This is a genomic window from Blattabacterium sp. DPU, from assembly GCF_011290385.1.
GTDB lineage: Bacteria > Bacteroidota > Bacteroidia > Flavobacteriales > Blattabacteriaceae > Blattabacterium.
This window is the reverse complement of sequence record NZ_CP049785.1, coordinates 406,268-418,069: the sequence shown is the minus strand read 5'-3', so window position 1 is coordinate 418,069 and position 11,802 is coordinate 406,268. Positions and strand designations below refer to the sequence as shown.

The following is an 11,802-nucleotide window of genomic DNA, read 5'->3' as shown; positions in this document are numbered from 1 at the left end:
TGAATTTTGAAAAAAAATTATTTTTTTTATAGTAACAAAAAATGTTTTATCGACCATAATGGAATCGTATCAAGCAAAAGTCATTCCAATCTTGCTCTAATTAAATATTGGGGGAAACATAATCATAAAATACAAATACCGTTGAATTCATCTATTAGTTATTCTTTAGGAAAAGTATACACAGTTACACGATTAATTTATAAAAGAAAAAAAAAAAAAAATTCATCTATAAAAATTTTTTTTTCAGGAAAAGAAAAAACGAGTTTTCTTCCAAAAATTTTAGAATTTTTTCATAGGATTTCATTTTATTGTTCCTATTTACGGGATTTTAATTTTATTATAGAAACTTATAATACCTTTCCACATAGTAGTGGAATAGCTTCTTCTGCTTCTTCCATGAGTGCTTTAGCATTATGTGTCATGAAAATAGAAAAAAAATTAGTATCCTCTTTAAAAAAAGATTTATTTCTCAAAAAAGCTTCTTTTTTAGCTAGATTAGGTTCTGGAAGTGCTTGCAGATCTATTTATTCTGGACTTGTTGTTTGGGGATGTCATCCATCTATAAAAGGGAGCAATAATCTTTATGCTATACCATATCCATATGAAGTACATTCCATATTTACAAAAATAGCAAATACTATTTTAATCATAGATGATGAACCTAAAAAAATATTGAGTTCAAAAGGACATCAATTAATGAATAATCATCCTTATGCTAGAGAAAGATTTAAGTGTGCTAATAAAAATATGAATAGACTTATATCTATATTAAAAATAGGAGATTTTCAAGAATTTGGAGAATTAATAGAACATGAAGCTTTAACTCTTCATGCTATGATTATGACCTCTCGTCCCTATTTTTTATGGATGAAACCCAATACTTTGAACGTGATTCATACAGTATGGGATTTTAGAAAACATAGCAATAAAAATATTTATTTTACCCTAGATGCAGGAGCAAACGTTCATCTTTTATATCCTATTCAAGAAAAAACATCCATTATAAAATGGATATACAGTGATTTATTTTCTTACTGCAAAAAAATTATAGAAAGTTTTTGTTATTAATTATCTTTGTCTTTTATTTTTGTGTTGTTTTGGTGTTGGTGGGCGTAGCTCAGTTGGTTTAGAGCATCAGATTGTGGTTCTGAGGGTCGCCGGTTCGAATCCGGTCGTCCACCCTTTTAATTAATTTAATACCTTTTTGATTCTTGTAAAGGCTTCTATGATTTTATCTTCTGATGAAGCATAAGAAATTCGTAAACATTCATTATCACCAAAAGCACTACCACTAACGGTAGCAACTTGAGTTTTTTCCAGTAAAAATTCTGAAAATACATCTGAATTTTTAATCATTTTTCCATATAATTTTTTTCCAAAAAAATATGATATTTTTGGAAAAATATAAAAAGCTCCATTCGGTTTATAAAATTGAAATCCATCAATTTCTTTTATCATGTCCAAAACTAAATTTCTTCTTTTTTCAAACTCTTTGACCATATATTCTATTTTATTGGAATGAGCGGATAATGCCGTAATAGCTGCTCTTTGTGCTATAGAATTTGCACAAGATGTCATCTGTCCCTGTATTTTATCACAAGATTGAGCAATCCATTCTGGAGCTCCAATATATCCAATTCTCCACCCTGTCATAGAAAAAGCCTTAGATAATCCATTAACTGTAATAACTTGATGATAAATATCAGGAAATATAGCAATACTAGTATGTTTTTTGTATGAGTAACAAATATGTTCATAAATCTCGTCAGAAAGAATCATAATTTTTGGATGTTTTTTAAAAACTTCCGCTAAATCTTTTAGTTCTTCATAAGAATAAACACTTCCAGTAGGATTACAAGGAGTATTGAAAAGAAATAATTTTGTTTTAGATGTAATTGCTTTTTCTAACTGCTCTGGATGAATCTTAAAATTGTCTTTCATCATTGTTGGAATTATAACAGGAGAAGATTCACAAAATTTTACCATCTGTAAATAACTAACCCAATAAGGAGCAGGAATGATAACTTCATCATCTTTATTTAACAAAGATAAGAGAACGTTCATTATAGCTTGTTTTGCTCCAGTAGAAACGACAATTTGAGATGGAGTGTATTTTAAACGATTATCACGGTAGAATTTTTCGCATATTATTTTTTTAAGATCAAAATATCCGGACACAGGAGTATAATAATGATATCCTTCATCTATAGCTTTTTTTGCAGCGGATAAAACAAAATTAGGAGGGGTAAAATCGGGTTCACCTAAACTCAGGTTTATAACATCATAACCTTTATTTTTTAATTCTCTGGCTTTAGCTGACATAGCTATAGTTTGTGAATAAGATATATTCTGTAAACGATGGGATAATCTGAATTTATTTTTCATATCATAAATATTTATGAATTATTAGTATTATTTTATTGAAATGATTACAAATCTAAATAAATTTGGTTATAAGTTTATTTATCCATTATGGAACATTATGGAACTAATTAAAAAATATTTTCCAAATCTACTGGATCAACAAATCTATAGATTGTCTTATTTAAAAAACTTATATGGGTATTGGAATACATATGTAAATTTAGTTTCTAGAAAATCATTTCATGATTTTGATAAACAACACGTTCTTTTTTGTTTAGGAATAGCTAAGGTATTTTCTTTTTATCCTGGATCATGTGTTCTGGATTTTGGAACAGGAGGAGGATTTCCTGGAATTCCTTTATCTATAGTTTTTCCTCATACAAAATTTATATTGGTAGATTCTATTAGAAAAAAAATTAAAATTATAGAAAAAATTATATATAATCTTCATTTAAAAAATGTGTATCCTATTTGTATACGTGTAGAAAAATTAGAAAATAAATTTGATTTTGTAGTTTCTAGATTTGTAAACAAAATAGATGTTATCCATAATTTGATAAAAAATAAATTTAAATACAAATCTAATTATAATGGAGCTTTATATTTAAAAGGAGGAAATCTTTATTCTGAATTAAAGAAATTTCCTCATGCAATAGAATATCCTTTAAATCATTATTTTGAAGAACCATTTTTTATAACTAAAAAAGTGATTTGGATTTCCAATATTTAATTTCATAGAAACTGATTTCATTAAAAAATGAATCCTAAAAAAATTTTTGTAGAAAAAGTAAAACAAAAAGGTGGATGGGTAAATGCTCATGCTCACTTAGATAGGGCTTATACTCTCACAAAAAAAAATTTCAAATATTCTTATTATCACCTTAAAAAAAAATGGTATTTGGTTGATGAAATGAAACGTTTAGCTACAGAAGAGGATATTTATATCCGTATGGAAAAAGCTTTAGAATATTTTTTAAAACAAGGAACACAAGCTTTATGCTCTTTTATTGATGTAGATGAAATTATTGAAGATCGAGCCTTGAAAGCCGCTAAAAAATTGAAAAATAATTATGGAAATTTTATTAAGATTTGTTTTGCGAATCAAGTACTTAAAGGTGTATTGAATAATCAATCAAAATATTGGTTTGACCAATCAATAGAATTTGTGGATATAATTGGGGGGTTACCTGCTACAGATTATGGAAGAGAAGATGAACATTTAGATATTTTATTACAAACAGCTAAAAAAAAGGGAAAAATAGTGCATGTACATGTAGATCAATTTAATACTAACGAAGAAAAAGAAACTGAAAAATTAGCGAAAAAAACGATTGAACATGGAATGCAAGGAAAAGTAGTGGCTATACATAGTATTTCTTTGGCCGCACATGTTAGAGATTATCGTTATAAAATATATCAATTAATGAAAAAAGCGGATTTAATGGTAATATCTTGTCCTATTGCTTGGATTGATCATACCAGAAGTGAACGTTTAACTCCTAGCCATAATTCTATTACTCCAGTGGATGAGATGGTCCCTGAAGGAATTATAGTGGCTTTTGGAACAGACAATATTTGTGACATATATAAACCTTTTTCTGATGGAAATCTATGGATAGAACTACGAGTGATGTTGGAAGCTTGTCATTATTATGATGTCAATCATTTGGTAAAAATTGCTACAATAAATGGATTAAAAGTGTTAGGATTGGAAAATAAGTAATTTATTTTTTTACTCTTTTATCTGGCCGCATTTGTGGAAACAGTAAAACTTCTTGAATTGATTTTTTTTGAGTAAGTAACATAACTAAACGATCTATTCCAATTCCAATTCCTGCAGTGGGAGGCATTCCGAATTCTAAAGCACGTATAAAATCTTGATCAATAGATATTGATTCGTCTTTTTTTTCGGATAATTTCATTTGTTCTCGTAAACGATCAAGTTGATCAATAGGATCATTAAGTTCTGAATAAGCATTGGCAATTTCTTGACCATTTATAATGAGTTCAAAACGTTCTGATAAATTTTCTTTATCACGATGTCTTTTAGTTAAAGGACTCATCTCTACAGGATAATCAATAATAAAAGTAGGATTTATGTAATTTTTTTCGCATTTTTCTTCAAAAATGTTCTCAATCAGTTTAGCTTTACTCATTGTTATATTTTCTTCTATATGCAATTTATTACAAACTTTTCTTAACTCTTTCTTTCCCATTTCTTTAATATCAAATCCTGTATATTTTTTAATAGAATCTAATATGGGAATACGAGGAAAAGGAATTTTAAAATTAATATGATTATTTTCTTTTTTTTGAAATTTATTACATATGCATTTCACCAATTTTTCTGTAAAATTCATCATCCAATAATAATCTTTATAAGCTACATAAAGTTCTAATACAGTAAATTCTGGATTATGAATACGATCCATTCCCTCATTTCTGAAATTTCTAGAAAATTCATATACACCATGAAATCCGCCAATAATCAATCTTTTCAAATAAAGTTCATTAGCTATACGTAAATATAATGGAATTCCCAATGTATTATGATACGTTTCAAAAGGACGAGCTATTGCACCTCCAGGAATAGATTGTAAAATAGGTGTATCAACTTCGATATATCCTTTTTTATCCAAAAAATTTCTTATTTTTTGGATGATACGAGCACGTTTTAAAAAAATTTCTTTAACATGATCATTGACAATAAGATCTACATAACGCATACGATAACGTTGTTCCGTATTGGAAAAAGCATCATATATTTTTTTATTTTTATCCATTTTTACTTGTGGTAAGGGCCGTATAGATTTTGATAATAAAGTGAATTGAAGAACATGTATGGTCAGTTCACCCATTTTTGTCTTAAATAAAATTCCTTTTATTCCAATAATATCTCCTATATCTACAAGTTTTTTTAAAAAAATATTGTACGCGTCCTCTTTTCTGATTTGATTCGAAGATAAATAATCCTGAGTAAAGTATATTTGCATACAACCTGTATGATCTTTTATTTCTCCAAAAGAAGCTTTTCCTAAAATTCGCAAACGCATTAACCGTCCAGCTATACTTATACTTATAGTTTCTTTTTCCGTAAAATTTTTTCGTATATTACAAATGGTAGTGGTGACTTCATATTCTTCTGAAGGATAAGGATTGATTCCCAATAATTTCAGTTTGTCTAGTTTTTTTCTTCGTATAATTTGTTGTTCTGATAAATCGGTCATATACTGTACTGATTTCTATGTATGTCCTCACTCATACGAAACAAACGAATTGAATAAAACGAAGGTACATTTGTTTTTTTTGATTACATAAATTTTTTAAAAACTATGAAAAAAAAAATACTTTTTTTCGAAGATTTAGGAAAAAAAGAATATAAAGAAACTTGGAAATATCAGAAAAAATTATTTGATGATATTATACAAAATAAAGTCAATAATATACCTGTTCAAAAAGCAGGATATTTTCTTTTTGTAGAACACCCTCATGTATATACTATAGGTAAAAATGGAAAAAAAGATAATCACTTATTGGTTTCTTCAGATTTTTTAAAAAAAAAAGGTGTTTCTTTTTATCAAACAGATAGAGGAGGAGATATTACTTATCATGGGCCTGGCCAATTAATAGGATATCCTATTTTAAATATGGATTATTTTTTTACGGATATTCATAAATATCTTCGTCTTTTAGAAGAAGTGATTATACATTTTTTGTGGAAAAATTATGAAATTAAGGGAGAACGAAAAAAAGGAAAGACAGGGGTTTGGTTTAATGTAAAAAATGAAAAATCCAGAAAAATATGTGCAATAGGAATTAGAATGAGCCGTTGGGTGACGATGCATGGTTTTGCTTTAAATGTTAATACAGATTTACAGTATTTTAATCATATTATTCCTTGTGGAATTTATAATCAAGAAGTAACTTCTTTAAAAAAAGAATTGAAACAGAATAATATCTCTTTTCAAAAGGTGAAAAATATGATAAAAAAATCTTTTCAAGAAATTTTTAATGTAGAATTTATAAATGTTACAAAAAAATTAGATTTTTAATTTATTGGTTTGGCTATCATAATTCCATCTTTATCTATTTTTTTGAGTAATACATCTTGCAATGTATTTTCATATATAGAAGCATTATATAAATTTAATGGAATTTTAGTTCGAATATAATTTTCTGTATATCCATACAAATATTCTTTATTGTGATAATTATTTTCGAATAATACTGTTTTTTTGGTGTCAATTTGCTTTTTACAAAAAAAACGATATTTTTTGTTTGAAAGGTCTTTCAAAACTTTGTTCCGTTTCCATTGTATTTTTTTAGATACATTTTCTTGTATTATGCTTGATTTTGTATTCGGTCTAGCAGAATAGGTAAATATGTGTAAAGATGAAATTTCTAATTTTTTCAAAAAATGATAAGTTTCCAAAAAATGTTTATGTGTTTCTCCAGGAAAACCGACAATAAGATCTGAACCTATATAAGCATCTGGCATAAAATATCTAATTTTTTGAACTTTTTCTTCATAAAGTTCTCGTCTGTAACGTCTCTGCATTTTAAACAATATATCATTGCTTCCAGATTGGAAAGGAATATGAAAATGAGGAACGAAATGATTACTTTTAGACAAAAATTCAATACATTCATTTTGAAGCAAATTAGGTTCTATAGAAGACAAACGTATTCTTACTTTTTCTTGTATTTTATCTATAGCTTGTATTAAATCAAAAAATGTATATAACTGTCTATTTTCTCCGTATATATTTTTTCCATAGTCGCCTATATTGATACCTGTTAATACAATTTCTTTGACCCCTTTATTAAAAATAAATCTGATATTTTTCAATATATTTTCTATACTCTCGGAACGAGAGGGCCCTCTTGACATAGGAATGATACAATAACTACACTTATAATCACATCCATCCTGGATTTTCAAAAAAGAACGAGTTCTATCTCCAATGGAAAATGACGGAAAATAAGTTTTTTTCAAAATAATTTTCGCATAAGATTGTTTTTTCTTTTTATTTATATAATCTATGATATGAAATTTTTCTTCATAATCTAAAACAAGATCTACTCCAATAATGGAAGATACTTCTTTAGGATTAAGTTGAGCATAACACCCTATTGCTACAATAAAAGCTTTTGAATTTTTCTTCATAGCAGAACGTACAATATGCTTAAATTCAATTTCTGCATTTTTTGTTACAGAACAGCTATTGATCACATAAATATCTGCAAAACTTTTGAAAGGAACGTGTTGATAATATAAGTTAGAAAACTTTCTTGCTATAGTAGAAGTCTCTGCGTAATTTAGTTTACACCCCATGGTATAAAATGCTACTTTTTTCTTAAACATGTTATTATAAAATGTATGCCATTCTATAAATCTAGGATTAGGATGAAAAATAATCTTCGATTCCACTATGGCTAGCTTTTAGAGCTTTTTTTCCTTTTGTCCAATTTGCTGGGCATACTTCTCCACTTTTTTCGTAATATTGAAGAGCGTCTATCATACGAATAGCTTCATGTACATTTCTACCTAAAGGAAAATCATTAATTAAGAGATGTCTGATGATCCCCTCTTTGTCTATTAAAAATAATCCTCTATAAGCAATAAGTTCTCCTGTTGCTTGAAACCCATCATTATTACAAATCCAATCTCCAGATAACACTCCATAATTATGAGATATGGTCTTATTGACATCAGAAACAATAGGAAAAGTAACTCCATATATTCCTCCTTTTTTTTTTGACATTTGCAACCAAGCCCAATGAGATTGTTCTGTATCTGTAGAGATAGCAATAATTTGCACATTTCTCATTTCAAAATCTTGAATTTTTTCTTGAAATGCATATATTTCTGTAGGACATACAAAAGTAAAATCTTTAGGATAAAAAAAAAGTAAAACATATTTACTTCCTTTAAATTGTTCTAAAGTAAAATTTTGTATAATATCTTTACCATTTAATACCGCACTAGCCGTAAAATTAGGCGCTTTTTTTGAAATTAATGTATTCATTTTTTAGTGTTTATATGTACGAATTTACCGAAACTTAAAAGAACAAAAAAATAATTTTGATAAAAGAATCACACATATCTATGTAATTTTTTATGAAGTTCATTTTTTATATTTGTTAAATGCATAATTTTTTTAAAAAAAGCTCTTTTATCCTCATCTTTTAATGCAATATAATTATGATAATGAGTGATTTCTTTTTGAATCAATTTAGAAATATATAAAGATTTATATCTCAATAAAATATCATTAATATATTGATTCATGTGATCCTTTTGATAGGAAACTTGGACTCCTTTTCTATCCCATTTGGATAAAGAATAAATTTTTGTATTTTTTTTATCAAAAAATTTTGATGAATCTATTGTTTTTTTTTGTAAACAAATTTGATTAAACATTTCTTGATTTTTTTTTAAAGAAAAACGTAAATTCCAGCATTTAAAAACGTGCAATATTTCTTCTAAAACCGTTTTGTTCGTTTTGTTATGTTCCTTATTTTTTATAATTTGATTTCCATGATTTAAAATCAATTGAATTAATTTTTCTTCAATAAGAAGAATTGTATTTTTTTTTGAGAAAGACGGTGAATTTTCCTTATCCTTAACTATACTAAGTTTATGTTTCTGTGCATTTTTTTTATTTATTTTTTCCAATTCAGAAATCAAAACTTTTTGACGAATGTTGAGTATTTTTGAAGCTTCTTGCAGGTATATTTCCTTTTGAATTATATTGGGTATTTTTGAAATGCTATTCAAAATATTTTTTACAAAAAATGATTTTTTGATAGGATCATCTTTATGAAATTTTTCATATATTTTTTGTTTAAAAGAAACAAAATTGTAACTATTTTTTGCTATAAATTCTCTGAGTTGATAAAATGAATATTTTTTGGATATAAAATCTGGATCTTCTCCATTAGAAATAAACAATATACGTAAATTCATTTCTTGTTCTAGTATCATATTAATTACCCTTAAAGAAGCTTTAATTCCAGAATGATCTCCATCATAAAAAAGAATAATATTTTTTGTAAATTTTTTGATCAATAGAATTTGATCCATGGTGAGTGAAATACCAGAAGAAGAAACTACATTTTTTATACCAGATTGATGTAAAGAAATGACATCTGTATATCCTTCTACTAAATAACAAAAATTTTCTTTTATAATGTTTTTTTTAGCTTGAAATAACCCATATAGAATTTTACTTTTTTGGAATATATTACTTTCTGATGAATTGATATATTTAGTGGAGGATTTCGAATCAATATTTCTACCTCCAAAACCTATAACTCTTCCTGATAAATTATGTATTGGAAACATTACACGTTTACGAAAAAAATCAAAAAAATGATTGGATTTTTTGAAAATAGTAAAACCAGATTTTTTGATATCCGGTATTTTAAATCCTTTTTTTAATGCAACTTCTGTAAGTTTATTTCCATAAATAGGGGCATATCCTAATTCGAATTTTTTAATTATTTTCATATTGAAACCCCTTTTTTGAATGAAATAATTCAATCCATTTTCTTGTCCTTCTTGAGTAGAATGCAATTGATAAATAAAAAAACGTTTTGCATAATCTTGTACTAAATATAATTTTTCATATTCTTCTTCTTTTTTTTGATCATTATGATCAATCTTTACATCATATTTCTTAGCAAGAAAACGTAATGACTCCTCATAAGTAAAATGTTCATGTTCCATCAGAAAAGTGATAATATTTCCTCCTTTTCCAGAACTAAAATCTTTCCATATTTTTTTTGTAGGAGAAACGATAAAAGAAGGTGTTTTTTCATTAGAAAATGGACTTAGTCCTCTATAATTAAAACCACTTTTTTTTAATTCCAAAAAATCTCCAATAATATCTTCTATACAAGAAACAGAAAGTATTTTTTTTATAGTTTTTTTAGAAATCATAATAATGTTTAAATTCCTAATTTCATTTTATGAATAATTTTTTTTGGGTTAGAATTAGAAAAAATAGTAGTTCCTGCCACTAATATATCTGCTCCATTTTTGAATAATAAAGAATAATTTTCTAAGTTAATTCCTCCATCCACTTCTATGAGAGCAGAAGAATCTTTTTTTAAGATTAAATCTTTAGTATCTTTTAATTTTTGATATGTTTGATGAATGAATTTTTGTCCACTATAACCAGGATTAACACTCATCAATAAAACAAAATCTATATCATTAATAATGTCTTGTAAAAGAAAAATGGGAGTATGTGGATTCACAGCTACACCTACTTTCATTCCATTTTTTTTAATATAATAAATTGTTCTGTTTAAATGAATGCAAGCTTCATAATGAATATGTAGATGATCGGCTCCACAAGCTTTTAGCTCTTCAATATAGCGTTCTGGTTGTAATATCATTAAATGTACATCCATAGGTTTATGGGTATATTTTTTGATGTATTTAGTAAACAAAAATCCAAAAGAAATGTTAGAAACAAAAGAAGAATCCATGATATCAATATGAAACCAATCTGCCTCACTTTTATTTATCATTTCTATATCACGATATAAAAAAGCTAAATTTGCTGAAAACAAGGATGGAGCTATAATTTTTTTCATATTTTTTTTAAATTAGATATAAGTTTTTTATGAAATCATAGCTTCACTAATTCCAGTATGAGAAAAACCTCCATCATGATATAAATTTTGCATGGTTACTTTTCTTGTTAAATCTGAAAAAAGTGCAATTATATAGTTAGCGCAATCTTGTGCTGAAGCGTTTCCTAAAGGAGATATTTTTTCAGATAACATTAAAAGTTTATTAAACCCTTTAATGGCTTTTGCTGATCGTGTTATACTAGGAGATTGTGATACCGTATTCACTCTTACTTTTTCTTTTATTCCCCAATGATAGCCAAAATTACGTGTAATACTTTCTAAATAGGATTTATAATCTGACATATCTCCATAATGTGGAAAACTTCGCTGAGAAGCAATATATGTTATAGCAACAATAGAACCCCATTTATTCATTGCTTTTTTATTCCAAGCTGTTTGCATTATTTTATGATAAGATACAGCAGATATTTCCCATCCTTTTCTTAAAAATTCATAATTTAAAGAAGTATAGGGAATTCCTTTTCGTATATTCATAGACATAGCTATAGAATGTAATAAAAAATCTATTTTTCCTCCAAAAAAATCTAATGTTTTTTCAAATAAAATATTTAGATCAGATATGGAGGTAGCATCTGCTGGAATCACTATAGATTTTGTTTTACGGGATAATTCATAAATTTTACCTATTCTTAAAGAGGCTGGTGTATTGGTTAATACGAAAGATGCTTTTTCTTCATAAGCACGTTCAGCTACCTTCCAAGCAATAGAATTTTCATCAAAAGCTCCAAATATAATTCCTTTTTTTCCTTTCAATAGATTGTAAGACATAGT

11 protein-coding genes and 1 tRNA gene are annotated in these 11,802 nt (G+C 26.7%); 5 read left to right on the top strand and 7 right to left on the bottom strand.

The features are described 5' to 3' along the window. Nucleotides 1-6: 6 nt before the first annotated feature. Both G9C01_RS02055 and G9C01_RS02050 read left to right on the top strand, forming a co-directional pair. Nucleotides 7-1,068, top strand: a complete 1,062-nt coding sequence (locus G9C01_RS02055; protein ID WP_166265792.1) for a diphosphomevalonate/mevalonate 3,5-bisphosphate decarboxylase family protein — start codon at nucleotides 7-9, stop codon at nucleotides 1,066-1,068. Nucleotides 1,069-1,106: 38 nt separating this feature from the next. Continuing rightward, nucleotides 1,107-1,181, top strand: a tRNA-His gene (locus tag G9C01_RS02050). 7 nt (nucleotides 1,182-1,188) lie between these two features. On the opposite strand, the gene G9C01_RS02045 is transcribed toward G9C01_RS02050, so the two are convergent. Beyond that, entirely contained in the window at nucleotides 1,189-2,385 is a 1,197-nt protein-coding gene (locus tag G9C01_RS02045) for a pyridoxal phosphate-dependent aminotransferase (protein ID WP_166265789.1), read from the bottom strand. Between the two features lie 97 nt (nucleotides 2,386-2,482). Here G9C01_RS02045 and rsmG point away from each other — a divergent pair, with 97 nt between their 5' ends. Together rsmG and G9C01_RS02035 are read left to right on the top strand one after the other, a co-directional pair. Beyond that, nucleotides 2,483-3,094, top strand: a complete 612-nt coding sequence (rsmG, locus tag G9C01_RS02040) for a 16S rRNA (guanine(527)-N(7))-methyltransferase RsmG (protein ID WP_166266409.1) — start codon at nucleotides 2,483-2,485, stop codon at nucleotides 3,092-3,094. Between the two features lie 27 nt (nucleotides 3,095-3,121). After that, a complete protein-coding gene (locus tag G9C01_RS02035) occupies nucleotides 3,122-4,087 on the top strand; it encodes an amidohydrolase family protein (protein ID WP_166265786.1) in 966 nt (321 codons plus the stop codon). A 1-nt stretch (nucleotide 4,088) separates the two neighbouring features. On the opposite strand, the gene lysS is transcribed toward G9C01_RS02035, so the two are convergent. Further along, nucleotides 4,089-5,591 (bottom strand): lysine--tRNA ligase, encoded by a 1,503-nt coding sequence (gene lysS, locus G9C01_RS02030; protein WP_166265783.1) that lies wholly within the window; start codon nucleotides 5,589-5,591, stop codon nucleotides 4,089-4,091. A gap of 105 nt (nucleotides 5,592-5,696) precedes the next feature. Between lysS and lipB the strand changes: the two genes are divergently transcribed. Next, nucleotides 5,697-6,416 (top strand): lipoyl(octanoyl) transferase LipB, encoded by a 720-nt coding sequence (lipB, locus tag G9C01_RS02025; RefSeq protein WP_166265780.1) that lies wholly within the window; start codon nucleotides 5,697-5,699, stop codon nucleotides 6,414-6,416. Here lipB and mtaB read toward each other — a convergent pair. From mtaB to G9C01_RS02000, 5 genes are all read right to left on the bottom strand, one after another. Next, complete coding sequence (mtaB, locus tag G9C01_RS02020) at nucleotides 6,413-7,729, bottom strand: tRNA (N(6)-L-threonylcarbamoyladenosine(37)-C(2))-methylthiotransferase MtaB (RefSeq protein ID WP_166266406.1); 1,317 nt, start codon at nucleotides 7,727-7,729, stop codon at nucleotides 6,413-6,415. The genes lipB and mtaB overlap by 4 nt on opposite strands. A gap of 37 nt (nucleotides 7,730-7,766) precedes the next feature. After that, on the bottom strand, nucleotides 7,767-8,393 hold the full coding sequence (locus G9C01_RS02015; protein WP_166265777.1) for a peroxiredoxin: 627 nt from the start codon (nucleotides 8,391-8,393) through the stop codon (nucleotides 7,767-7,769). A 68-nt stretch (nucleotides 8,394-8,461) separates the two neighbouring features. Next, nucleotides 8,462-10,309, bottom strand: coding sequence for a DNA primase (dnaG, locus tag G9C01_RS02010; RefSeq protein ID WP_166265774.1), 1,848 nt, complete (start codon nucleotides 10,307-10,309; stop codon nucleotides 8,462-8,464). An 8-nt stretch (nucleotides 10,310-10,317) separates the two neighbouring features. Continuing rightward, the gene (rpe, locus tag G9C01_RS02005; RefSeq protein ID WP_166265771.1) at nucleotides 10,318-10,971 is read right to left on the bottom strand and encodes a ribulose-phosphate 3-epimerase; all 654 of its coding nucleotides are present in this window, start codon (nucleotides 10,969-10,971) and stop codon (nucleotides 10,318-10,320) included. 27 nt (nucleotides 10,972-10,998) lie between these two features. Next, nucleotides 10,999-11,799 (bottom strand): enoyl-ACP reductase FabI, encoded by an 801-nt coding sequence (locus G9C01_RS02000; RefSeq protein ID WP_166265768.1) that lies wholly within the window; start codon nucleotides 11,797-11,799, stop codon nucleotides 10,999-11,001. Between the last annotated feature and the right edge of the window lie 3 nt (nucleotides 11,800-11,802).

Excerpts from the sequence above, each read along its gene's own strand:
- G9C01_RS02035 (WP_166265786.1), top strand. The coding sequence starts at position 3,122 with ATGAATCCTAAAAAAATTTTTGTAGAAAAAGTAAAACAAAAAGGTGGA.
- G9C01_RS02045 (WP_166265789.1), bottom strand. The coding sequence starts at position 2,385 with ATGAAAAATAAATTCAGATTATCCCATCGTTTACAGAATATATCTTAT.
- rpe (WP_166265771.1), bottom strand. The coding sequence starts at position 10,971 with ATGAAAAAAATTATAGCTCCATCCTTGTTTTCAGCAAATTTAGCTTTT.
- lipB (WP_166265780.1), top strand. The coding sequence starts at position 5,697 with ATGAAAAAAAAAATACTTTTTTTCGAAGATTTAGGAAAAAAAGAATAT.
- dnaG (WP_166265774.1), bottom strand. The coding sequence starts at position 10,309 with ATGATTTCTAAAAAAACTATAAAAAAAATACTTTCTGTTTCTTGTATA.
- lysS (WP_166265783.1), bottom strand. The coding sequence starts at position 5,591 with ATGACCGATTTATCAGAACAACAAATTATACGAAGAAAAAAACTAGAC.
- G9C01_RS02000 (WP_166265768.1), bottom strand. The coding sequence starts at position 11,799 with ATGTCTTACAATCTATTGAAAGGAAAAAAAGGAATTATATTTGGAGCT.
- G9C01_RS02015 (WP_166265777.1), bottom strand. The coding sequence starts at position 8,393 with ATGAATACATTAATTTCAAAAAAAGCGCCTAATTTTACGGCTAGTGCG.
- rsmG (WP_166266409.1), top strand. The coding sequence starts at position 2,483 with ATGGAACTAATTAAAAAATATTTTCCAAATCTACTGGATCAACAAATC.
- mtaB (WP_166266406.1), bottom strand. The coding sequence starts at position 7,729 with ATGTTTAAGAAAAAAGTAGCATTTTATACCATGGGGTGTAAACTAAAT.